At 33.2% G+C, this 25,244-nt stretch carries 21 protein-coding genes; 10 read left to right on the plus strand and 11 right to left on the minus strand.

What is annotated here, in order from left to right; genetic code table 11:
* Both gap and ABW637_RS08325 read left to right on the plus strand, forming a co-directional pair.
* Positions 1 to 1,002 carry a type I glyceraldehyde-3-phosphate dehydrogenase gene (gap, locus tag ABW637_RS08320; protein WP_367584190.1) on the plus strand — a complete coding sequence of 334 codons (1,002 nt, stop codon included), beginning with the start codon at positions 1 to 3 and terminating at the stop codon, positions 1,000 to 1,002.
* A 162-nt stretch (positions 1,003 to 1,164) separates the two neighbouring features.
* Positions 1,165 to 2,037, plus strand: coding sequence for a BadF/BadG/BcrA/BcrD ATPase family protein (locus tag ABW637_RS08325; RefSeq protein WP_367584191.1), 873 nt, complete (start codon positions 1,165 to 1,167; stop codon positions 2,035 to 2,037).
* A 3-nt stretch (positions 2,038 to 2,040) separates the two neighbouring features.
* Here ABW637_RS08325 and ABW637_RS08330 read toward each other — a convergent pair whose 3' ends face one another.
* The 6 genes from ABW637_RS08330 to ABW637_RS08355 form a co-directional block, all read right to left on the minus strand.
* Positions 2,041 to 3,375, minus strand: a complete 1,335-nt coding sequence (locus ABW637_RS08330; protein ID WP_367584192.1) for a sensor histidine kinase — start codon at positions 3,373 to 3,375, stop codon at positions 2,041 to 2,043.
* Between the two features lie 24 nt (positions 3,376 to 3,399).
* On the minus strand, positions 3,400 to 3,987 hold the full coding sequence (locus ABW637_RS08335; protein WP_367584193.1) for a DUF4202 domain-containing protein: 588 nt from the start codon (positions 3,985 to 3,987) through the stop codon (positions 3,400 to 3,402).
* A 224-nt stretch (positions 3,988 to 4,211) separates the two neighbouring features.
* Positions 4,212 to 4,388, minus strand: a complete 177-nt coding sequence (locus ABW637_RS08340; protein ID WP_367584194.1) for a hypothetical protein — start codon at positions 4,386 to 4,388, stop codon at positions 4,212 to 4,214.
* 241 nt (positions 4,389 to 4,629) lie between these two features.
* Positions 4,630 to 5,007, minus strand: a complete 378-nt coding sequence (nirD, locus tag ABW637_RS08345; RefSeq protein ID WP_367584195.1) for a nitrite reductase small subunit NirD — start codon at positions 5,005 to 5,007, stop codon at positions 4,630 to 4,632.
* Between the two features lie 79 nt (positions 5,008 to 5,086).
* A complete protein-coding gene (gene nirB / locus ABW637_RS08350; protein WP_367584196.1) occupies positions 5,087 to 7,603 on the minus strand; it encodes a nitrite reductase large subunit NirB in 2,517 nt (838 codons plus the stop codon).
* Between the two features lie 163 nt (positions 7,604 to 7,766).
* A complete protein-coding gene (locus tag ABW637_RS08355) occupies positions 7,767 to 9,086 on the minus strand; it encodes an alginate export family protein (RefSeq protein WP_367584197.1) in 1,320 nt (439 codons plus the stop codon).
* 208 nt (positions 9,087 to 9,294) lie between these two features.
* On the opposite strand from ABW637_RS08355, the gene ABW637_RS08360 reads away from it, so the two are divergent.
* The 7 genes from ABW637_RS08360 (at position 9,295) to ABW637_RS08390 (ending at position 18,962) form a co-directional block, all read left to right on the plus strand.
* Positions 9,295 to 9,972: a response regulator transcription factor gene (locus tag ABW637_RS08360; protein WP_367584199.1), complete on the plus strand. Its 678-nt coding sequence runs from the start codon at positions 9,295 to 9,297 to the stop codon at positions 9,970 to 9,972.
* A gap of 203 nt (positions 9,973 to 10,175) precedes the next feature.
* Positions 10,176 to 11,597 (plus strand): MFS transporter, encoded by a 1,422-nt coding sequence (locus tag ABW637_RS08365; RefSeq protein WP_367584200.1) that lies wholly within the window; start codon positions 10,176 to 10,178, stop codon positions 11,595 to 11,597.
* Positions 11,598 to 12,160: 563 nt separating this feature from the next.
* Complete coding sequence (locus tag ABW637_RS08370; protein WP_367584201.1) at positions 12,161 to 15,682, plus strand: molybdopterin-dependent oxidoreductase; 3,522 nt, start codon at positions 12,161 to 12,163, stop codon at positions 15,680 to 15,682.
* Between the two features lie 2 nt (positions 15,683 to 15,684).
* Positions 15,685 to 17,127 carry a rubredoxin gene (locus ABW637_RS08375; protein WP_367584202.1) on the plus strand — a complete coding sequence of 481 codons (1,443 nt, stop codon included), beginning with the start codon at positions 15,685 to 15,687 and terminating at the stop codon, positions 17,125 to 17,127.
* Positions 17,128 to 17,234: 107 nt separating this feature from the next.
* Positions 17,235 to 17,558 carry a hypothetical protein gene (locus tag ABW637_RS08380; RefSeq protein WP_367584203.1) on the plus strand — a complete coding sequence of 108 codons (324 nt, stop codon included), beginning with the start codon at positions 17,235 to 17,237 and terminating at the stop codon, positions 17,556 to 17,558.
* 211 nt (positions 17,559 to 17,769) lie between these two features.
* Positions 17,770 to 18,231: an antibiotic biosynthesis monooxygenase family protein gene (locus ABW637_RS08385; RefSeq protein ID WP_367584204.1), complete on the plus strand. Its 462-nt coding sequence runs from the start codon at positions 17,770 to 17,772 to the stop codon at positions 18,229 to 18,231.
* Between the two features lie 149 nt (positions 18,232 to 18,380).
* The gene (locus ABW637_RS08390; RefSeq protein ID WP_367584205.1) at positions 18,381 to 18,962 is read left to right on the plus strand and encodes a TetR/AcrR family transcriptional regulator; all 582 of its coding nucleotides are present in this window, start codon (positions 18,381 to 18,383) and stop codon (positions 18,960 to 18,962) included.
* Positions 18,963 to 18,971: 9 nt separating this feature from the next.
* Here ABW637_RS08390 and ABW637_RS08395 read toward each other — a convergent pair whose 3' ends face one another.
* Positions 18,972 to 19,484, minus strand: coding sequence for a lipocalin family protein (locus tag ABW637_RS08395; RefSeq protein WP_367584207.1), 513 nt, complete (start codon positions 19,482 to 19,484; stop codon positions 18,972 to 18,974).
* A 151-nt stretch (positions 19,485 to 19,635) separates the two neighbouring features.
* On the opposite strand from ABW637_RS08395, the gene ABW637_RS08400 reads away from it, so the two are divergent.
* Positions 19,636 to 19,824, plus strand: a complete 189-nt coding sequence (locus tag ABW637_RS08400; RefSeq protein WP_367584208.1) for a hypothetical protein — start codon at positions 19,636 to 19,638, stop codon at positions 19,822 to 19,824.
* A 35-nt stretch (positions 19,825 to 19,859) separates the two neighbouring features.
* On the opposite strand, the gene ABW637_RS08405 is transcribed toward ABW637_RS08400, so the two are convergent.
* From ABW637_RS08405 to ABW637_RS08420, 4 genes are all read right to left on the minus strand, one after another.
* Entirely contained in the window at positions 19,860 to 21,314 is a 1,455-nt protein-coding gene (locus tag ABW637_RS08405) for a S41 family peptidase (RefSeq protein WP_367584209.1), read from the minus strand.
* 194 nt (positions 21,315 to 21,508) lie between these two features.
* On the minus strand, positions 21,509 to 22,798 hold the full coding sequence (locus tag ABW637_RS08410) for a carboxypeptidase-like regulatory domain-containing protein (RefSeq protein ID WP_367584210.1): 1,290 nt from the start codon (positions 22,796 to 22,798) through the stop codon (positions 21,509 to 21,511).
* A gap of 116 nt (positions 22,799 to 22,914) precedes the next feature.
* On the minus strand, positions 22,915 to 24,318 hold the full coding sequence (locus ABW637_RS08415) for an ATP-binding protein (RefSeq protein ID WP_367584211.1): 1,404 nt from the start codon (positions 24,316 to 24,318) through the stop codon (positions 22,915 to 22,917).
* Between the two features lie 223 nt (positions 24,319 to 24,541).
* Positions 24,542 to 25,075, minus strand: a complete 534-nt coding sequence (locus ABW637_RS08420; protein ID WP_367584212.1) for a hypothetical protein — start codon at positions 25,073 to 25,075, stop codon at positions 24,542 to 24,544.
* Positions 25,076 to 25,244 lie beyond the last annotated feature (169 nt).

A 25,244-nucleotide genomic window follows, 5' to 3' on the forward strand; every position in this document is an offset into this window, starting at 1 on the left:
ATGAGTACGTTAAAAATTGGAATTAACGGTTTCGGTAGAATTGGAAGAATTGCCTTTAGAATCGCTTCTAAACGTGATAATGTAGAGATTGTAGCGATCAATGATTTACTAGACGTAGAACACTTAGCTTATTTATTAGAATATGATTCTGTACACGGAAAATATGACGGAACAATAGAAGTAAAGAATGGAAACCTTTTCGTAAACGGAAAAGAAATCCGAATTACTGCAGAACGTAACCCTGAAGAATTGAAATGGGATGCTGCTGGTGTAGATGTTGTAATGGATTGTACAGGGATATTTACTACCTTAGATAAGGCAAATGCACATTTAGTTGCAGGTGCAAAGAAAGTAGTGATCTCAGCTCCATCTGCAGATGCTCCAATGTTTGTAATGGGAGTAAATCATAAAAATGTTAAAGATTCAGACACTATTGTTTCTAATGCTTCTTGTACAACGAATTGTTTAGCGCCCTTAGCAAAAGTAATCGATGATAACTTTGGTATAGAAGAAGGATTAATGACAACGGTACATGCCGCAACAGCTACACAAGCCGTTGTAGATGCTCCGTCTAAAAAAGATTTTAGAGGTGGTCGTTCTGCTTTAAATAATATTATACCATCATCAACGGGGGCAGCTAAAGCTGTTGGTAAAGTAATCCCTGAATTAAATGGAAAACTTACCGGAATGGCTTTCAGAGTTCCTACCGCAGATGTTTCTGTAGTGGACCTTACGGTAAAAACTAAGAAATCTGCATCTTTTGATGAGGTTAAATCAGCACTTAAAAAAGCTTCAGAAAATGAATTAAAAGGCGTTTTAGCCTATACCGAAGAAGCTGTGGTGTCTCAAGATTTTGTCGGAGAGGCACATACATCTACATTTGATGCCGGAGCAAGTATTGCACTTAATGATGGTTTCTTTAAGTTGGTATCTTGGTACGATAATGAATATGGATATTCTTCTAAGTTAGTTGATTTGTCAACTTATGTAGGGAATTTATAAGAAAACAGTATACTTTTAGAAGTATACCAAACTTTCATATTGAGCGGAGTCGAAATGTATTTGTAGTTCGAGATAAATATCTCTCGACTACGCTCAGAATGACAGTGTATTTAATTTTTGAATAGTATTTTTTCTCTTTGCAAATAATAAACAAATTTTCAAATGATTTTAATAGCTGACGGTGGTTCTACTAAATGTGATTGGATTCTTCTTGATGAATCAGGAGAAATCGTTTTTAAAACCCGTACAGAAGGTCTAAACCCTGCTGTATTCGAAAAATCTTTGCTTGAAGAAAGAATTAGGGATAATAAAGAACTTACTTCTTATCGAGAGAAAATTGATGCTGTCAACTTCTACGGAGCTGGATGTGGTACCAAAAAACCAACAGCAATGTTGAAAAAAATCTTTGAAGATTTCTTTGTAAATGCTGCCGAGGTTGTAGTTAAAGAAGATATGGTAGCTGCTGTATATGCTGCCACAACAGAACCAGGAATTGTCTGTATTTTAGGTACAGGCTCAAATAGCTGTTACTACGATGGTGATGATATTCATATGGTAGTAGACTCTTTGGGCTATATCCTAATGGATGAAGCAAGTGGGAATTATTTCGGAAAAAGATTAATACGAGATTACTATTATAAAAGAATGCCTCCCGAAGTAGCTTCAGAGTTTGAAAAGCGTTTTGATCTTTCTTCGGATGCTATTAAAGAGAATTTATATAAAAAGGATAACCCTAACACGTATTTAGCGTCATTTGCTGAGTTTATATTTACCAGTGAACGAAATGGGTATTTTTATAAAATCGTAACAGAAGGTATCCAGGAATTTGTAGAAAACCGCGTGTTGTGTTTCCCCGAAGCACAAAATGTACCAATACACTTTATTGGATCCATTGCACACTTTAGTGAAGATATTATTAGAGCGGCCGTTTGGCCTTATAATTTGACTGTAGGTAATATTGTAAGAAGACCAATTGATGGTATTATCGATTACTACCGTAACGAAGTGTTAAAAAAAAAACCAAATAATGTCTAGAGCTTAATGTTCTGGGGTCGTATAGTTTAATGTTACTCTTGTTCCTTGATCTACAGAAGAATTGATAAATAATCTACCATTTATATAATTCATCCGCTCTTTCATAAAAAACAAACCCATTCCACCTTCTGCATTATTACTAGGTTTGGATGGGATATCTTCAAGATTAAACCCTTTTCCGTTATCATCAATGGTAATACTTAGTAACAAATCCGAGTGATTAATTGCAATCATGATATAATCAGATTGGGCATACTTAATTGCATTGTTTACCGCTTCTTGCGTAACGCGATATAAATTGGTTTCTACTAATGAATCAAATCGTTGATCGAAATTTGATTTGTTCTCAAAAATAATGTTCTTATTGGTCAATTTAGAAAGCTCTTTTGCCATTTTCTGAAGAGCAGTACTAATGCCATAATCTTTGAGTTCAGGAGGGGTAAGATTAAAGGTTGCAATTCTGATTCCTTGAATTAGATCTTTTGACAATTGCTTCAAGCCTTCAATTTTTTGAGATGCTTTGTCAATATTGTCTAAGTTAATAGATTCTATATTAAATTTGAGCGCCGTAAGCATTTGCCCAATACTATCATGAATTTCTTTGGCAATTCGTTTCCTTTCCTCTTCTTGTGCTTCTACTATTTGGCTGGCATTAGACTTTTGCACTTCTTCTTTTTCTTTGTATCTAGAAGCGTTTAATCGTTCAATTTCATTTTGAGCTTCTTTTCGCTTTGATATATTAGAACATAAGACAAGCCGTTCAGAATCCCCGGATTCTTTAAATACGGTAAGTATTGATATATCTAACCATATTTTTTCTTTAGTCGTTGTTTGAAATTGAAACTCTTCATTAAAAATACCCCCTTTGTTTTGAGAAATAAGACCCAATAACCTGTTTTTTTGAACCTCACCTAAATCCATCAGATCAGTAAGGTTTTTTCTCTCATAATTGTTTTCTACATCTAACAATTTAGCAAAACGCTCACCTAAAGTAATTATATCTCCATTCTCTTTTGTTCTTGCATACAGAATATTTTGATTCATTGCATAACTCAATGCAGAGAGCTCTTGGATATTCTGATCTTTTAAAATCTGTAATTTTTCTAATTGCAGAAGAGTATGTGTAGCTTTTTTTTCAGACTCTTGAAGCCTGATCATGAATTTATTAAGTTTCGTAATTAGGACACCAAACAAAACACCAAGGAAAACAAGAATCATTCCTAATGATGTATATAAAATACTTGGGGAGATTATTGAAAAGTATCCCAATAGTATAATGCCAAAAAGTACGGCAATACCAATATAAACTAATAGTCTTATGTTTTTTGTGTGTTCCAAAAATTTCTTTTGTAGTCCTAAAGCTTATTCGCTTAATGCTTTCTGAACTAAATCTAATGCTTTTTTTGAATATGAGAGCTTTAGCGCAGCTTGATGCCCTTTTTCAGACATTTTGCGCCAGGTTTTTTGTAGGATATCGATGATCTTTTCATCAGTATGTTTGGCTAAAAAATCTTCATAATAAAAGTTGAGAAAAACAAGGCAAATTACATCTTCTAGAGCTTGTGTTTCCTCATCTTTTTTTAGTTTTTTCTTTTGAAGTAAAAACGAAACTCTGTCTATGGTTTCCTGATCATAACCTAAAATAGTAAGGATTTCTGAGGTTTTTTGGGCATGAAACTTTTTCAAATCTTCCCTCCATTTCAGATATCCAACCCTGTCCATCTCGTAGCTAGAACGTGGTATTTCCCAACGACAGATATGCTGAGATCGTGCAGCTAATTTTAATACATCAGATGCTTCAGGATCGAACTGCTCTAAAGTTTGTGTCATTCGTTGACTGTATAGTAGCTCTTTGGGAATAAGAACTCCATTTAGCTCTTCTTTATTAGGATCTTTGGCATTAGCTTTATCGAATAGTGTATACGCTTCAGATAATTTGTCGGTTGGCATAAAAGTATTTTATTTGGTATGACCAAAGTTAAGTCTTTTTCACTAAACCTCACGCGTAAAGGAAATCTATGCCTTTTAAACAGCTTGTCCAAAGACGAACAAAAATCCATCTATCAGAATATTAAATAAAAACCCAGCTGTATTATAGCGTAATTGGGTTTGTTTTGTATTTTATTATTCTTACAGGACGACGTTAAAAACCGTCGTAGAATAAAGATTTTTAATCAATGAGCTTCACAATCATTATCAAAAGTAGGACAATACTGCTCTGTAAATTGAGGCTCAGGTTGTGTTGTATAAGTAGGAAGACTACCTCCTTTAATTTTAAGTTTAGAGGAATTATCAATTTTAGTTATTGTAATTTTTTCTAAGCTTATTTTTTTTTTGTTTTCTTTTTTCATTGTTATATTATTTCTAAAGATAAAAATAAAAAAATAACTTTAACCGCAGTATTTATTTATAATTTCTTTCATATAATTTTTATTACTATTGTGACTAATAGTTAACCTGAAAAGATAGTAAATAGTATTGTTATATTTTACTAATACTAGAAGAAGCTTGTTTGTTTTTTTAAAGCCTTTCGGGATTTGTCTTTCATATAGACCTGTGAGGTTTATATGAAAGATATAGTTTAATTTTCTGTTATTCAGAAAACCCTACATAAACGATATCATCCTCAATTTTTACTGGGTAAGTGGCTATAGCTTCTAAATCGCCATTAAGGTTTTCTCCATTCTCTAATGAGAATGTTTTTTTATGCATTGGGCATGCTACTTTAGGAATCCCACTTTGATCTCCAATCATACCTCTGCTTAGCACCATCTCCATTTTATGCGGACAAACATTTTGACATGCATACCAGGTATTTTTTCTTTCAAAATTAAAAACAGCAATTTGCTTTCCTTTGTATTTAACGCAAGCCCCTCCATTTTTCGGGAAATCACTTACTTTGGCTGCTTTAAACCATACTGTTACATCTTCTATAGTAGTGGTTTTGTATATTTCTAAAATTTCTTCCATAATTTTTTAGTTTGTGGTTTCAAATTTCTGATTCCAGGTTTTTATTTTTTTAGAACCTAAAACAGTAAATTTTAAACTTCTATTTCCAGTGTTCTGGCATCTTTTGATCTCTCAACGGAACAAAAACCAAGTTATCATCAGGCTCCTCGCTATTTACAAAATGATTAAATCGTTTCATGATCTCTTCATCCTCTATGGCTTGTGTCCATTCACATTGAAATGTATCTACAAGTGTATACATCTCTGTTTCTAACTCATCGGCTAGACTAAGTTTGTCATTAATTACGACTTCTTTTAGGTACTCAATACCACCTTCTAACGTATCTAACCACTTAGCGGTTCTTTGCAAGGGAGCCGCAGTACGGATATAGAACATCAAGAATCTATCAAGATATTTGATCACGGTTTCGTTATCAATTTGTTCTGCTAGCAATTCTGCATGCTTAGGGTTGGCACCACCGTTACCGCATACATAAAGATTCCAGCCGCCTTCTACAGCAATAACTCCAAAGTCTTTACAACGTGCTTCGGCACATTCTCTAATACATCCCGAAACACCTCCTTTTAACTTATGAGGAGATCGAAGACCTTTATAGCGTTCTTCTAGTGCTATGGCAAAGCTTACACTTTCATCCATTCCGTAGCGACACCAGGTTGAACCCACACAACTTTTTACCGTACGCAGAGATTTACCATAGGCGTGACCACTCTCAAAACCATGATCAATTAAATCTTTCCATATTTTTGGTAGCTGATCTAATCGAGCCCCAAAAAAATCTACACGTTGTCCACCGGTTATTTTAGTGTATAAATCATATTTTTTACCCACTTCTCCTAAAACGATTAATTTTTCGGGAGTAATTTCACCACCGGGAATTCTAGGCACAACAGAGTAGGTTCCGTTACGTTGAATATTAGCCAAAAATCTATCGTTAGAATCCTGTATCGGAGCTTCTTCGTTTGCGGTATCGGCATAAATACTTGCCATGATAGAGGCTACCAAAGGCTTACAGACTTCGCAACCATCTCCTTTACCATGATTATCTAATACGTCATCATATTTTCGATATTCTTTTAACTTGATAATGTCATATAGTTCTTGTCTGTTGAATTCAAAGTGTTCACAGATGGTATCTTTTACTTCTTTTCCTAAAGATTTTAAGGTAGCATCTACAAGGTCTTTTACCATAGGTTTACACCCTCCACATCCTGTTCCTGCTTTAGTGCAGGTAATAACATCTCCAAGAGTATCACAAGTACCATCTTGTATTGAACCGCAAATAGCTCCTTTACTCACACTTTCACAAGAGCAGATTTGTGCGTCGTCTGGAAGATCCATGACGTCGCCTAAGAGAGATCCAGCCTCACTACCGCGATTCCCTAAAATTAAATCTTCTGGGTTTTCTGGTAGTTTCATTGCGGTATTATACATCTGAAATAAAGCATTGTAGTCTGAAGAATCACCTACTAGAATACCACCTAGTAATTTTGTTCCGTCTTTGGATACATTGATTCGCTTGTAAACTCCACTTCTTTTATTTTCATAAATAATAGCATCCACATCATCACCATCATCAAGTGCATCTCCAAAACTAGCTACTTCTGTTCCAATCAATTTTAATTGGGTGGACATATCAATATGATCTATCATAGTGTTATCGATATCTCCTGTAATTTGGGACATTGCTATTTCTGCCATGTCATATCCAGGAGCCACCAATCCATAGATCATGTTATTGTATAATGCTACTTCACCGATGGCGTAGATATGATCGTCTGATGTTTTCATTCTGTTATCTACAATTATACCACCCCGTAAGCCTGCTTCGAGGCCGCATTCTTTTGCAACTTCGTCTCGAGGACGAATACCCGCCGAAATCACTAGCATATCGACTTTTAATTCTGCACCATCGGTATATTGTAAACCTTCAATTGCGCTTTCACCTTGAATAAAATCAGTTTGCTTACTTACATGCACGCTTAGCCCTAAACTTTCAATTTTGGCTTGTAACATATTGCTGCCGCCTTGATCAAGTTGTCTGGGCATTAATCGAGGAGCAAATTCTACCACATGAGCTTCTAATCCTAATTCTTTAACTGCATTAGCGGCTTCTAATCCCAATAATCCGCCACCTAATACGGCAGCCTGTGTTTTTCCTTCAGATTTTAGTTTTTTTGCGTACCCTTCAATAGCTTCAAGGTCCTCAATAGTTCTGTAGACAAACACCCCTTCTTTTTCTACACCGGGTATAGGAGGGACAAACGCAGATGATCCTGTAGCCAGGACCAAATAATCATAAGAATATTTTATTCCGCGATGGTTTGCAACTGTTTTTTCTTCTCTGTTAATTTCGGTAATCATTTCGGAGGTATGAAGATCAATATTGTTTTCTTCATACCAAGTGGCAGAAGACATACTTAAATCTTCGGCAGTTTTTCCTGCATAAAATTCGCTTAAGTGAACTCTGTCATAAGCTCTTCTGGGCTCTTCTCCGAAAACAGTAAGTTTATATTCACCAAACTTTTCTGAGTTGACAAATTTTTCACAAAACTTATAACCCACCATCCCATTACCAATTACGATTACCTTTTTCATAAATTACGTATTTATGATCCAAAATTAAGTATTAATACGTATTTAAATAGTAAGAATTACGTAATTATCAATATGGTAAATTGAGGATTTCAAAAAAATATATAGAATACCCTGCAAAATCATTTTTGCAGGGTATTCTATATTACTTATAAAGTTGATAATATTATTCTGTTAGAGGTACGGCTGGTTTTGGGCTCCACTTTAAGAAGTTTGGTTTCACAACTAACATAGCCCAACCCCAATTTTGAGTGCTTGCAGGATTTGTTACACCTTTTAGGATTTCCATCGAGTCTGATGCAAACATATGTGAGTATCCAATTTTTAGAGTAGCGAAAGGGAGTAGTTTCTGAGTAAATACTAGATCAACTTCGGTACCCAAATAGTCATCTACATTATCAGCCAAGCTTTCTGCTCCAGAGAAGTAATGCGCTTTGATAAGTAAACTTGATTTTTCTCCAGTCTTGATCACTGTTTTTGCATAAATATCATTTAATCCAATAGTATTAGCATGATTACCTACATAGAAATAATCCATATATCCATTAAATTTGTGGTTGGTTCCAAAAATTGGGAAGAACGATGTAATTTCTCCATCGGTACCACCATCGTCATCACCACTTAAAGTTTCAAAACCAAGTCCAAATAGTGTTTTTCCCGGTTTGTATGTTACCTCTAGCATTGCATTGTATGCAGATAAATCAATATTTTCTGTGAATTCTCCTGTTTGTCCATATAGATTAGCGGCTATAGAAAGTCCTTTTGTAGGTTTAGCAACCAAATGAGTTCCGAAAGTTTGTCTATTTATGTTACCATCCACAGGAGTTTGGCCATCTACGGGGTCTAGGTTTTGATAGGAGTTATTAGTAACAAGAAAACTTGCAGAAAACCTCTCCCAGTCTTTATGTAACCAAGCATACACCATTCCTTTATAATCAAAAACTGCTCTTGCATTTCCTCCATTGTTAGGATCAAATAAAGTGGTTTGTCTACTTATTCCATTTTGATTAAAAGCCAACCCAATATCTAGTTTAAAACCTTCCTTTTTATATTGAAGTAAAGCAGCATCATGAAATCGTCCTTGCATTGCCCAATCCAAACCTCCAAAAATTCTCTGATCATCATATGAAAGAGCTTGCCTTCCTAATTTTGTAGACCAACCACTCCCAAATTTGAAATCAATCCAGGCTTGAGCTAGAGAAAAACTATTGTTGTTATCTGCCGCTGCAATCTGTGGAGTATCTCCCCAAACGCTTACATCCTGAACACTTAGATATGCTGAGAATTTTTCTTGCTTAAACCCAAATTTTAATCGAGATCGTTGTTGTACAAATAATCCCGCGTCTAGACCATCGGGAATAAGATTGCCAAAACCATTTGAATATTCTAATCGAGGTCTAATATCGGCATCAATACTTATTTCTTGTGCTTTCCCTATAAACACAATTACTATTAGTAGTAAAGTAAGTTGTAATTTGTTTTTCATTTGGATATTTTAAAATTAACTATCATGTACTTTAATGTATTTTGAACAAAACTAAGTATTAATACTTAGTTTTAATATAATTTTTACATAAAAATACGTATTGATAATTTTCATTTGTTTAAATTTACTTAGCTGTTTTTGAAATATTCATATATTTGAAAGTACTGATATTCTAAGTTTAGAATATTCTAAATATTAAGGTTAACTAATGATTAAAATAGTATTGGTAGACGACCATTTTATGGTTAGGGATGGTATTCGTGCAATCCTTGAGGACGAAAAAGATTATAGTGTAATTGGAGAAGCGTCAAATGGAATAGAGGCAATAAAGTCGATTCAAGATTTGAAGCCGGATATTGCTATATGTGATATCCGTATGCCAGAGATGTCTGGTATCGAAATGGTGCAAGAAATAAAGAAACTGGGTTTATCAACCAAGACTGTAATGTTGTCTATGCACGATTCTGATGAATATATTTTACAATCCATTAATGCCGGTGCAGATGGATATCTACTTAAAGGAGCAAGCAAAGAAGAGTTTTTGAAGGCGCTTTCTATGGTGAGTAGAGGTGAAAAGTACTTTAGCGGGGATGTGTCATCTATTTTGGTTAGAAAAATACGATCAGAGGAAGATACATTTTCTAACGATGTAACTTCTATTGCCAAAACTAAAACAATGGCTAAAAACCCCTTTGATTTAACAAAAAGAGAAAATCAAATACTTCACCTGGCAATTTCTGGAATGACCAATAAAGATATTGCAACAGAGCTTAATATAAGTAAGCGTACTACAGAGGTGCATCGATTCAATCTAATGAAAAAGATGGATGTTAAAAATGTATTGGAACTGAATAATAAAGCGAAGCAGTTCGGAATGATCGATTAAAAAAAAGAAATGAATCTTTTTTTGTTATAAAATTTATAATTTCTCCCCTCATTTTTATTTAAATATTTAATTTTTAAAGCGTAAATTTTTTAAGTATGTAATTTTTACATGGATTACGTATTTTTTGTTTTTTGAATTAAGTAAATTAAGTATTTATACTTAGTTTTGATTCAGAAATTTGCATTCAATGCAAATAGAATATTATGAATCTAAAACTAAGAATTATGAATACTTATGGTAAGTCTACTAGTTTAAAACTGCTAAATTTCAGAAGTTTACCCATTAGAACATTTTGGATTACTTCTGTTGCTTTCTTTTTATGTTTTTTTGCATGGTTTGGTATTGTACCCTTTATGCCGGATGTGGTGAAGGATTTAGGATTAACACCCGATCAAAAATGGAATTCTATCATTGTGGCCGTATCCGGAACAGTATTCGCTAGATTATTGATTGGCAAACTATGTGATAAATATGGTCCTCGTATTTGTTACACATGGTTGTTGATTCTTGGAGCTATCCCAGTTATTTTACTTGGATTTGTTCAAACACCATTACAATTTATTATTTGTAGATTATTTATTGGTTTTATTGGTGCTTCATTTGTAATTACTCAATTTCATACATCTATTATGTTTGCTCCTAATATTGTGGGTACCGCTAATGCAACATCGGCAGGTTGGGGAAATCTAGGAGGTGGAGCCAATCGTTTAGGGATGCCCTTGATTGCTGCTGCAGTTGTGAGTTTTGGTGTAGCAGAAACAGATGCATGGCGATATAGTATGATCATCGCCGGGATTGTGTGTTTTTTGATGGGGATAGTATATTTCTTTTTTACACAAGATACTCCAAACGGAAATTTTGCAGAACTGAAGGCTAAAGGAGAATTACCTCAGTCTAAAAAAGATGAGGTTAGTTTTTCGAATGCTATAAAAGACTATAGAGTTTGGATACTTTTTGTTGTATATGCCGCATGTTTTGGTATGGAGCTTACAGTATATGGTACCATGGATGATTATCTTCAGAATACATTTCAGTTAGAACGGGTTACGGCTGGTAATCTGGTATTGTCATTCGCTTTGATGAATATTTTTGCCAGAACTTTAGGAGGTTTTTTTGGCGATAAATTTGGGAAATTAAAAGGATTAAGAGGACGAGTTATATTTTTAGCCATAATATTAGGTGTTGAAGGGCTTATGCTGTCATTATTTTCGGGCATGACCGGATTAACTATGGGAATTGTATTTTTAGTAGGTTTTAGCCTTACAGTTCAAATGGCTGAAGGAGCTACTTTTTCTGTGGTTCCCTTTATTAATAATAAAGCTATAGGATCTATTTCGGGTATTGTAGGTGCAGGAGGAAATGTGGGAGCTTTTGTGGCTGCTTTGGTATTAAAATCAAAATCAGCAATAGCTGAGAAAACTGCCATTGCTGCTAATAAAAATTTGGGACAAGAGGCCGTCGAAGCAGCTCAGGCTTTAGCTTCTTCAGAGGCAGTTTCGAGCGGGTATTTTATAATAGGAGTTTTTGTGGTTTTTACTGCTGTAGTATCGTTAGCCATTAAGTTCTCTACCGAGGATGAAAAAGCGGTAGCTAAGGAAATGAAAAACATTCCTGCTTATAGTTAAGATTGGGGTGTTTACTTTAGAAAAGTTGTTTCAATATCATTTGAGGTATTATAAAAACATAAAACATTCTTTGTTAAAACAGCTTTATTTCTTTACCTTGTTTAGAGAAAGAAATATTTTAATATAAACATTTGGGGCTTACTATTTGAGTGCGTGTAGAGTACTATGTTTTCTTTATTATTTTTTCAATAAATAGTATTTTCATAGACTAAATAACTTTCCCATACGTTTAGAAAAAGGTTTGTGAGATATCTTACATCGTATTTTTAATACATATAGAATTTTGATATATAAAAACATAACAATTTAGTGTTGAAACCTTAAAGAATTAAGTAGCTTTAAGCGTTTCTTGTGTTGCCGGTTATAACTCGTTTGTAACCGGCTTTTTTTATGTTGAATATGATAAAATAACCCTTTTTATAATCTCATTATCATTTTTTAATCAGCTATATTTTGTTGAATTAATAATTCTTCTGATTCTCGAATAGAAAACGGTTTTGAAGTTATGATGAGTACGTATTTATACTTAGTTTTGAATAAAGAAAAAAGTATTTAAGCAAATTATGTCTGCATTCAAATCATATAAAACAACGTGTTCATACTGTGGCGTAGGCTGCGGAATTATAGCCAATAAGGATGCAAAGGGTGTGATTACGGTAAAAGGAGATCCCGATCATCCTGTCAATAAGGGGATGTTGTGTTCTAAGGGGATGAATCTTCATCATGTAGTTCAGGATAAGAGTGATCGAATCTTATATCCAGAAATGCGTTGGAGTAAAGGACATGAACGCCAAAGGGTTTCTTGGGATCAAGCGTTTGATAGAGCTACGGCTGTTTTTAATACTATGATTAAAAAGTATGGAGCAGATAGCGTCGGTTTTTATGTTTCAGGACAATGCCTAACCGAAGAGTATTACTTGGTAAATAAATTGGCTAAAGGATTTATTGGAACCAATAATATTGATACAAATTCTAGATTATGTATGAGTTCTGCTGTGGTGGGTTATAAACAAGCCTTAGGAGAAGATAGTGTTCCTATTGCATATGAAGATATAGAACTTGCAGATTGTTTTATGATTGCTGGAGCTAATCCTGCGTGGTGTCATCCTATTTTGTATAGAAGGATCGAAGCACATAAAGAAAAGAACCCTAATACCAAAATTATAGTTGTAGATCCCAGAAGGACACAATCTTGTGACATAGCCGATTTACATTTACAAATTTTGCCTGGGACCGATGTTGTTTTGTATAATGCAATAGCCAAAAGACTTATCGACAGAAAAAAGATTGATAAAAATTTTATTGCCAATCATACCGATAATTTTGGAGTGCTAAAAGAATCTGTACAATCTACGTCTCTTACAGAAGCGGCTAAAATTTGTGGCATTACAGTTGCCGGAATTAAGAAAGCAGCTTCATATATATCAGATGCTAAGGGGTTTATTACATTATGGGCGATGGGACTTAATCAAAGTTCTATAGGGGTTAATAAAAACAATGCTCTTCTAAATTTGTCTTTGCTAACTGGTCATATCGGAAAACCGGGATCAGGGCCATTTTCATTAACAGGTCAACCAAATGCTATGGGAGGACGAGAAGTCGGTGGTATGGCTAACTTATTGGCCGTGCATAAAGATTTAGGCAATGCAGAGCATAGAAGAGAAGTAGCTAATTATTGGGGAGGAAAAGAAATATCTCCAAAGCCTGGACTTACAGCGACCGAAATGTTTGATGCTTTAGAAAGTGGAAAACTAAAGGCAGTTTGGATTATATGTACTAACCCTCTAGTGAGTCTGCCCAATGCTAATAAGGTTGAAAAAGCCCTAAAAAATGCAAAGTTTGTCATTGTTCAAGATATATCACATCGATCAGAAACAACAGAATATGCTGATTTAGTACTTCCGGCCGCAGGTTGGGCAGAAAAAGAAGGTACTATGACTAATAGTGAACGTCGTATAACGTATCTAAATAAAGTAGTAGATCCACCGGGAGAAGCACTACCAGATGCAGAAATTCTCTGGAATTTTGCCAGAAAAATGGGATATAGAGGGTTTGATTATAACTCTGTAGAAGAGGTCTATAAAGAACACTGTACCCTTACCAAAGGAACTAATATTGATATTTCTGGACTTAGTTATGCACGCCTTAAAACCGAAGGTAGTTTTCAGTGGCCTGTGCCCGATAATAATCACTTAGGGACACCCCGTCTTTTCGAAGATAAAAAATTCTATACCGATACTAGAAATGCAAAATTTGTAGTTCCTAGGTTTACTAAGCCAACTTCTGAATTACTTACCGAGAAACACCCATTAATTTTGACTACGGGTCGAGTAAGGGATCAATGGCATACCAGGACAAAGACAGGAAAAGTAAATAGACTTCTTACCCATGTTCCTGATCCGTATTTAGAAATGAATCAAGTGGATGCTTTCTTACGAAAGTTAAGAGATGGTGATATTGCAATTGTAGAAAGTAAACGAGGTAAAGTTCAGGTCAAAATAAAAGTAAGCGATACGATCACTAAAGGAGTTGTTTTTCTTCCTATGCATTGGGGTAAAGTTTTAGGTAATGATTACGGTAGAGCAAATAATCTCACTACGAGTATAATCGACCCAATTTCTAAAGAACCAGATTTCAAGTTTTCTGCTGTTCAGGTATCTAAATACAAAAAATCCAAGCAGAAAATATGCATTATTGGTGCGGGAACCGCTGCATATCGCTTTATTCAAACATATCGCGAATATAATACAGAGGATGAAATCGTAGTGTTTTCTAAGGAACCTTATCCATTTTATAATAGAGTTTTATTGCCAGAGTATGTAAGTGAAGAGTTAACATGGGCACAATTACAGAAGATGCGAGAAGGGAGTATGGAGTCTCTTAACGTAACGCTTTCAACAAGTAATCCCATCGAAGAGATTAACCGAGAAGAAAAGTATATTGTGGATAGCAAAGGCGAAAAACATACCTATGATGTGATTTTGATGGCCACAGGTAGCCGTGCTTTTGTGCCAAAAGAAGTTCCTATTCATCTATCCGGGAGATTTACAATGCGTGATCGAGGGGATGCAGATAAGTTGAAGACCTATCTTAATCAAACAGGTTTACCCGAAAATGAACAACATGTAACTATAGTAGGAGGTGGGTTGTTAGGTCTTGAATTAGCTGCTGCACTTCGTAAAAAAGAGGTAAAAATTACTATTGTACAACGAGGAAACCGCCTGATGGAACGACAACTTGATATTGTAGCTAGTCGTTTATTAGCAGAGGATGTTCGAGAAAAAGGTATGCAAATTCATTTTGACAATGAAGTAGATACGGTTTTTAACCAGGATGCAGGAGATTTAGTGGTCAATCTAAAATCTGGAAAATCTTTTAATTGTAATGCGGTGGTGTATTCTATTGGTACAATTCCGAATATTGATCTGGCAAAAAAGATGGGAGTGGATTGTCGTAGGGGAATCATGGTGAATCAATACTTACAGTCTAGTGATTCAAATATTTTTGCAATAGGAGAGATTGCGGAATTCGAAGGGAATCTATATGGCATAACCGCAGCCGCAGAGCAACAAGCAGATATAGTAGCAAAGTATTTACTAGGTGATTTCAGTGCGATATATCGTGGTTCGGTTTTTATGAATATTCTCAAATTTGAAAACCTGGATCTTTGTAGTGTTGGTAACATAGATGTTCCAAAGAATGATCTCTCTTTTGAAGAAGTCATTTTTATGGATGTTAGAAAGCGTTTTTATAAAAAATGCATAGTAAAAGACGATAGATTGGTGGGTGCAATTTTGATGGGAGATAAAAAGGAGTTTGCAGATTTTAAACGCTTAATTGAAGATAAAATTGAACTATCAGAAAAACGCGAAGAACTGCTACGATCCTCTCAACCGGGAGAACCAGTTTTGGGAAAACTTATCTGCTCTTGTAGTCAGGTAGGAGAAGGAAACCTGGAACAGGTTATCAAATCAGGATGTGAAGACTTCTCAGAGCTTTGTACTGCCACAGGGGCGGGCTTAGGTTGTGGAAGCTGTAAACCCGAAGTAAAAGAAGTACTTAATAATGTTATACAATTAGCGTAATCATGAAAAGAGAACACGATTTGCAGAGAGTAGATGTTAAAGGTGGTGTTTTATCTCCTATAGAATTACAGCATATTATTGATTATGCTCAAGATTTAGGGTTAGATACATTTTATTTTGGTTCTAGACAAGACATTATTTTCCCGTTAAATAACAATAAAGGAAACATGATTACTTCTCATAATTCCTTTGATTCCTCGTTCTTTGCTTCAGAAAAACAGCAAAATATTAGTAGCTCCTATGTTTCTATTGATATTTTTAATGCTACTGTATGGCTACGAGGAACAACCTATTTGTATATTCTAGAAGAGTTTAGCTATACACCAGAATTAAAAATTAATATAACCGATCCTAAACAACAAATAGTTCCATTGTTTTCTGGAGACTTAAATTTTATAGCGTCTCCTCATGAAGATTATTGGTATCTGTTTTTGAAGTTACCGGATTGGGAAGAAATGTATTATCCTGTGCTTATTTATACCTGGGATATTGCAAAAATAGCAAAGGCCATTGAGGAAGTATATCAAGAATTGAATAACGTAGAAGAGCTTTTTCAATTCCTGAATGAAAGTTTGGACACCAATAATAGAGTAATAGAGAAACCACTTAAGGTTGACTTTAATCCTTTTCCATACTATGAAGGGATGAATAAAATGGGAGTGAATCAATATTGGTTAGGATTATATTGGCGGAATAATCAATATGACTTGAAGTTTTTAAAAGTACTTTGTGAATTTTGTATCGAGCATAGAATTGGTAAGATATGTTTGACTCCATGGAAATCTTTTATACTTAAAGGAATCCCAAGAGAAAGTAAATTGGCCTTAGAGAAACTACTTGGACAATTTGGGATAAATGTTCGTCATTCTGCCTTAGAACTAAATTGGCACTTGCCAGTTAATAATAAAAAGACATTAGATCTTAAAAAGTTTTTGGTCATGAACTTTGATCAAAACGATATAAGTACTTATGGTTTGACATTTGGGATTACAACAAATCGAAGAAAAAAAAGATATTTCACCTCTGTGGTAATAGAGGAAAATAAAACACCAGAAGTTATTCGAGATTTTGTGGTGAGACCAACATACAATGTATTGTATGCAAAAAACTTTAATCCAAATACACGACAGTATATTGTATATGCGCAGGATATTGATCAAATGGACTTGCCTGGATTATTGCTTGAACTTACAAAAACCTATTTTCTAAACTTAGGAACAGAAGAGGATGATCAAACCGTTGGAGGTTTGGTAGAAAAAGAAACGCTCGAGATAGAAGTTTATCAATGTCGGGATTGCCATACCATCTACGATGCTTCTGTAGGAGATGTTGTGAATAATATTCCCGAAGGAATAGATTTCGTTGAACTGCCAGATGATTATTCCTGTGCTCTTTGCGATGCTTCTAAAAATGATTTTGAGAAAATTATTATTGAAGTTGTTTAGAGTTTAGAATCGTAAAAAAGGTAGTTGTTTTTATTGGTATTAAATTATAATAGAGTTTGTTTCATGCTCAAAATTTTAAATAGTATTAGTAACCAAATTTTATGCTTATGAATATTGAAGAGTTAATTATGGCGTCAATAGCAGAGTTCTTAGACGTAGAGGTGCATAGGGACACAGAAACCTTAGATTTGTCATCAAAAATAGAAATTGTTCAGAAAAGAATAGCAGATAAAGTAAAAAATAGCCCTAATGCTATCTTGTCTAAAAATGGATCGATGGACTACGAATATGAAATGTTTTTTAGAAGTAATCCTAATGATAGAATAAAGATAGACGGCTGGATACCTATAAAAACTGATAAAATTGGAAAATCTGATCAGATTTCTGAATATATAGAAATAGGTCTGTTGCGAAAAGTGGAAGCAAATTAGAGCTAACAAAAATTAGTTATTTGTACTTAGAGAATAATAGATGTAGTTGACATAAATAAACATATATAGTTAGTTTTAAGTTTTTCGATCACAGTAATTAATGTGATCGTTTTTTTATTGTAATTTATAATATTTTGTTAATTATTTGGAACGATCATTCTGTTATAGTAAATTTGTGCTCAAATAAGTATAAACATAAAGACAAAATAAAATGAAAAATTTAATCAAAAACCATTACAACAAAATCTTAGTACTTCCACTGGTTAGTTTAATCTTCTTATTTGTTGTATTCAGCTTTGGCATAAAGTCAAATAAAACTATTGTTCCAAAAAATGAAGCTCTGATCAGGGCTAATACTGATGTTTTTACAGTAATCAACGTAATAACACCTAAAGAAGGTCAGCAAGAAGAGATCGTTCAACTACTACAAAAAGGTATGACCGAAACAATGAGATATCAACCTGGTTTTGTATCTGCAAACATTCACAAAAGCCTGGATAGTGAGCATGTTGTTGTATACGCTCAATGGAAAGATGCTGCCTCACTTCAGCAAGCGGTACAACTTATTGAAGCGGGAAAAGCACCAAATATGCTAGAGGTTTTTAGCAATGCAACACCAGATTATCATCCTTACCAAGTGATTTCAGTTAATTTACCATCAAAAAAGCAATAATTTATTACAGGTTCTTAAATTCTTATGAGCAAAATTATTAGGCTTTTGATTTGAAAAACTATTTTTTTTAACTAATTTTGGAACGATTGTTCTAATATAAAACCGATTGAACTTCTAAAGCTTCAATCGGTTTTGAAATACTATATTGTATGCCACGTGTAAAACTATTTGATGAAGAAGAAGTTCTTGAAAAAGCAATGAAATTATTTTGGAAGCAGGGTTTTTATGCTACTTCTATGCAAGATTTAGTAAATGAACTAGGAATTAATAGGGCTAGTATATATGATACCTATGGTGATAAAAAGAAATTGTTTTTAAAAGCATTTAGTTTGTATAGAAAAACTTCTAGGACAATGCTCAAAACTTTTTTATACTCGCATTCTTCTGTCAAAAAAGGATTTCTTGAATTGTTTCTATTGGCTGTTGATGATGGTATTGAAGATAAAGAAAGAAAAGGTTGTTTTGTCGTTAATTCAACAACAGAATTAGCATCTGAAGATGAAATTATTTTCGAAATCATAAAAGAAAACAAGCAAGTTTTTGAAGAATTATTCTATGATCATTTAAAGTTAGGCGTAACTCGAGGTGAAATTGATGAAAATAAAGATATAAGAGCAATAGCTTCTTTTTTGTTTATATTTAATAATGGATTAAAAGTTATGCTTAAAGCTGGATCATCAAGAGAAGAATTAAAAAGCACGGTGAATCTGGCTTTGTCCATTCTTGATTAGTACAATTGATTACCAGTGAAAATCCCTGTCTTTTATTTTAATTTGCTCTGTTACAAAGGTGTCTATAAAGATGCTTTCTGATGAAAATTGTTTATGTCTATATTGTAGCTGTAATGTGTCTTCTGTTATTTTAAGTATTTTAAAAAACTTATACTTTTTTTTGATATTCATTACTTGGGGCAGTTGATCACTAACCCACTTTATATATGATTTTCCTTTTTTATTGGTAATAATTTCCCAGTTTCCCGAAAGTGAAGGCCCACAGTTTTCATGATCCTCACTATTATCTTTTATAGTCATATCTGGCCGATATGTAATTCGGTATGAAAGGAAACAACCACGCATATTCATACGAATACCATCATTATAGCGCCAGGCTATTTTCCAGTTTTTTCCTAACTCTCCAGACAATAGTTTTATAGCGTTTTCGGGCAATTTATAGGGTTCTTTTTGAGTGTTTGAACACGATACTGTTCCTATGACTATTAGAACTATAAATAGAATTTTGAAAAGTGTTTTCATAATGGTTTGTTGGTCAAGATAAGAGTATCAAAAATCATACCTCCAAACCCAAATAGATCGTAATTGTTAATACTTATGTGTAAAAGTATTCGGTCTATTTTGAATAAGAATCTATTTAAAATTTATTTTAGCCTTGTTAATTATTTATAATATGACAGAATACGTGCTTTTGACAGACGATGAAAATTATTTTGTAGAATACCTAATTGGAGAACTTGTGTTATCTAATAGTATAAGTGAAGCTATGAAATTTAATGATGAAAATATTGCCTTGCGTTTTAAACAGATGCTACATAGTTCTTGTAAACTCACTACAAGTGTAAATACCTATATTCAATAATTTTTTTTAAAAAAAGGAGGGAAGAGTGATTTGTTTTAACCTCCAATCAATCTAAAAATATAATCAAGTTGAGGATCTTTACCTTTGATTAAATCCTCTATTGAAAGTTTAATATGCTTGTCGGGAGGTACACCTGATCCTTTAGGAATAGTTTTATCTTTTACATAATTGCTTATTTTCTCCATCGACATGACCATGCTAATTTTGGAGTTCGGGAATTCGTAATACACAGGAAACTCTCCATTAAGAAAATAATATCCGCCTCCCGTTTCTTCTCCTATTAAGGTCATATCGGGATCATTTTTTACATTCAAAGTAAAAGTAGATCCTGCAGAAAACGTTGCGCCACCAGCTAAAACATAGACCTTACCCTTAAATCTGTTTTTGTCTGGCACCATGATAGTTTCCATATCATCAAAAGTAAGTTTCCAACCATCATATATAGGATGATTTTCGAATTTTTCCTTCAAGAATTGTTTTTCATTTAAAAATGTCCTTGTTGCATATTCTCGTTCAGGAACAGAAAGGGAAATAACATATTCGCTGGTAATTTGCTTAAACACATTCTTAGTAAGAAACGAGAATAAATGTATAGCATTTGGTCTAAAGCCTCCATCGTTATTTCGTACATCTATGATAAGATGTCGGACTTTTTTCTTATTAATTTCTTTGAAAATTCTTGTTAGATTCGATTTAAAAATTCCAATATCTCCTCCAAAAGAATTTACAACCAGTATAGCCGTATTTAATTCATTTTTATAATAAACGAATGGATCTTTATTACCAATAAATTTATTGAAGAAGTCGAAACCATTTTTTTGTTTATGATATTGGGCAAAGTATGAGTTACGTTTGGTGTTTCTTAGTTTTACTTTGACGAAAGATTCGGCTATAACGGTCGTTTTTTTGTCCTCTCCAGCGGGTGTTGTGTATTCTACAATAAATTGTTTTTCTATACCATATTCATATGCGAAGTACAATCCAAACTTTAGTTCTATATTCCTATATTTTCCTGTAAGATTGTTTCCATCACTAGCGGCATATTTTTTTAATCGTTCGAGAATTTTGGATACTTTTTTTCCATTGATTAATTTTATTTTTGAACCTACCGGAATTCCAAAATCATCGGTATCTGTGTATAAATTGGTATTTATAATTTTTAGAATTAAAGGGAAATAATATTGATCACTTTTAATGCTATTGGGAGCAAAAAGCAAAAGATGGCCGTCTTTAATTGTGCTCGTAATTTGAAGCATCTTTTTATATAAATCAATATCTGTAGAATCGTTAGAAAGTGATTCTTTTGTAGTTTTAAAAAGATAATCTAAAGAATCTTGATTGATATATTCATAAAGGCTTGGATGCCCTTTTTTTAAGATACTCTCAAAAATTTTAAAATCTTCTTTGATACCAAGAGAATCTATAGGTTTTTGTGCTAATAACGTATGGATGTTTATCCCAATAAGTACAATAAATAGTATTCTCTGCATTCTGTAATTCTGAAAAAAAAAGTAGTATTTCTATAATAATTAACTTATATGTATAGGATGATGTTGCAATATTTTGCTTTCCTTAAAGTAAAAATAATAAAATAGAAACACGAATACTACTTAGGTAGATGATAAATAAAAAAGAACACGCATATGCGTGTTCTCTGGTATCAGGATATTTCGTTTTTATATTGTTAATTTAGTTTTCGTAATTGTTTCTGTATTTTTTTGATAGCAGATTCAATAGATTTTTCGGGTTCGATAACATTGTATTCTCCCCAGAACTTAGGATCAGAAAATCCTGATGCTGCATCGCTAATAACTACAGATGATTTTAATCGGTCTTTTGGTTTAAGAGTCTCGTTTTCAATGTTCTTTTTCCAATCTGTGATTGCCATTTCAACATTTAGTTTGTATACCGAATTAAATAACTTCTTTTTCCAATTGATTTTGATGGCAAGATCTATTCTTCCGTAGCCATAGTGCCATTTACCATTACTTTGTCGGTAATCAATATTGTAAGTAGCTTCTGTTGGTTGTACTTTTGCATTTCTTGGTTTTTTTCGTACAAACATTTTACTAACTTCTTCTTTGTTTTCCATGTTTAGACTATAGACAGCCTTGGTCATAGCCAGTGTTTCGGCATCAATATAGAGTTTCCCGAAATACATGGGTTCTTCTATATTAGGACGTTGTTTGAATTTTAAAACATAAATATATCGATCATTAATTTTAGTGGACTTGTCGAAACTAAACTCATAGGTCTGAATCATGTTATCTGTGAAAAGAATCTCAGGATTTTTCATTACATCGATATATAATGTGCTCGAAGGGCCTCCTTGTAGTTTTACAGTTAAGGTGTCTAATTTCTTGTAATCGGCACTTTTTCTAGCTCTAAACAGCTTAATAACGTCTGTTTTTGCCGAGACATACGGATTTTTATATACATCTACTACGGCTTCCGAAAGAGAGACATAACTTCTACGTTTTTTTATAGTTTCTCGGTAAAAGGCAGTCATAATAGTATTGTCGTTAAGGTAATTACTTCCTTTTTTCTTCATTACCGCACGAATTAGAGCTTCTGGATCTCTGGGATCAATATTAATTTCAGAGAGCTCGGTGACCGATAGGTCAAGTTTTATTTTTAGTTCATTTCCACCAAATTGTGAAAGATTTATAGTTTTATCTCTATATCCTAAGTGAGAAATAGTGATTTTACCATCGGTCATATCTTTCGGAACTTTGAGTAAAAATTCTCCTTCATCATTGGTAACTGTAGAGATATTGGTGTTATCAACAGTTATTGATGCAGATATAAGTTTTTGGTTGGTTTCGTTAGCTACTACGGTCCCTTTATATTCATTATAATTTGCATCTTGTAGATAGGTAACAGCATGTATATTTATTGAATATCCAATAATGAAAAAGACAAACAATAATGAGGTCAGGTGTTTTTTGCAGAATAAAATACTTTTTTTGTTCATCGCTCGAGTTTTTTTAGTTTAAATTCTCATCAAAGAGCTTATCATACAAGGTAATGAATTTTATCTAATTATTTTATCTGTATTTATGAAAATGGCGCGTTTTTGGTTATTCTGAATCAATGATACTTATGATGATCTCCAAACCAATTTTTAAGCTTAATATTTAAAATTTCTGTAGTAAATGGCTTGGTGATATAATCATCAAGGCCTTTAGCTATAAATCGCTCTGCATCGCCAGGTAAGGCGTTAGATGTTATAGCTATGATGGGAGGAATTTTGTTATGGTTTTTTCGTATTAAATTACTTGTTTGTACCCCGTTTAATTCTGGTAGATTGATATCCATTAAAATAAGATCGTATACATCTTCTTTGAACATTTTTAATGCGGTTCTACCATCTTTTGCGATATCAACAGTACATCCAAGGTATTTTAATATTTGTTTGGATACTAAAATGTTAGTGTCTGAGTCTTCTACTAAAAGGACGTGTAAGTTATACTTTTGGTTACTTGAACCAATTATATTTTTATCTTCTTTGGTGACAGGAGCTCTTGAGGCTTTGGCCTTAAATGTAAACCAAAAATTACTACCTTCTCCAAGTTCACTTTTTACACCAATTTCACCATGCATTAGATGTGCTAGTTTTTCACAAATAATTAATCCTAAACCGCTTCCTTCTCCTGCAATAATAGATGCCTCATGAAATTGACTAAAACGACTAAATAAATTTTCCTGATCGATTTTGTTAATACCAACTCCAGAGTCGATTATTTCTATTTTAACCATTAAATCATCGTTCTTTTGGGATAATAAAGAGGCATTGATTTTAATACTTCCTTTATCTGTAAATTTAACAGCATTACCAATAAGGTTTGAAATGATTTGTGTAAGTCTATTATTATCTACTAAAATGATTTCGGGTAATTCTTTTGAATAGTCTAGGGTAAAATTAATTTCTTTAGCTTTTGCTATGGCAATAAAAAGATCAATATTTTGATGAATTGATTCTTTTAAATTAATGTTTTGAGGGGATAACTCGAACTTTCCAGCTTCTATTTTTGAGAGATCTAAAATTTGATTTAGAATATCTAATAAATTGAGCGAAGATCTATGGATGATATTTACATACTCTTTTTGTAGATCATCCAGATTTGTGGTTTTATAAAGTAGATCGATCATGCCTATAACCCCAACCATTGGTGTTCTAATTTCATGACTCATGTTTGCAAGAAAATCCTGTTTGAATTTTGAAGCTTTTAGTAGTTGCTTATTCTTTTCTTTTAAGGTATCTAAGTTTTTACCACCAAACATTGCGAATAGACCTAAAAACAAGGGAGCAGTATCTATGATATAATGAATAGGATATTTTTTATGCACAAAAAACACAGATTGCCAGGTAAACTCGAGGCCTAGTTTTGTAATATCAATGCATATGGCAAGTATTGGAAATAGTAACCCAAATAACACACCATAAACAGTGTATTTTACCACTTCAGATTTCAACCACGATCTTTGTGTCATATTAATTGATTTTGTTTACTTACTATAGTAGTTAGTAATTCAAAAAATAGGGGATAGGGGTAATTAACAGAGGACTATCAATGTATAAATATAGTTGTTTTGATACACCAGCCCAAATGTTTATACGAAATTAAAGAACGTTAATTATTGTATTCATATAAAAAATCCACGACTTAAGATTAATTGTCGTGGATTTTAAACCTTACTTTTAATGATTATGGGGTTAGCCTTTGAAAACGTATTTTGTTATTTTATAACCTTCTATTTTTATTAAATATGTCTTTGGATCTACAAGATAATGGATGTAATCATCGATTTCTCCTTTGTCTAATAATCTTCCAGACATGTTATAAAGGCTGTACTTTAGACCTTGGGGTACTTCGATTATATGTCTAAAGGTCTTTTGATCTTTACTTTGTTGACAAGTATCATCTGCCAAAAAATTATTAATAAAAGTGATTCTACCTTGTTCTTCACCTTCAAGAGTAACTGTTGCAGAATCATCAATATCTATAATTCCGTTACCTGTTAAGTCACCTAAGATAATTAAACATGCGTTTCTCACTTTTATACGAGCTCCAGCCTCAATATGTAGACTCTCTGTAATAAATATAACACCTTCTTCGGTATTTTCATCTAAACCATTAACTACAGTATTCTCTGTAACCGACATTAACTTGTATGAAATGTCGATTTTTGTGTTTGCAAAAGTTATGCTGGTTAAAAACAAAGCTAATAGGGGTAAAAATGTTTTCATATAGTTTGGTTTTTAGGGTTAAACCTCAAATTTTAAAAATGTAGGTTTTATACTACATTATTTAGATTTTTATCGTTGTAAAACACAAAATCAACGACAATATACAATATTTTATACTAAAAACGTAAAAAATTAAGGTAGAATATTGATTTTTTATAGCTTCGAAATT

This window comes from Aquimarina penaris (assembly GCF_040786285.1).
GTDB lineage: Bacteria > Bacteroidota > Bacteroidia > Flavobacteriales > Flavobacteriaceae > Aquimarina.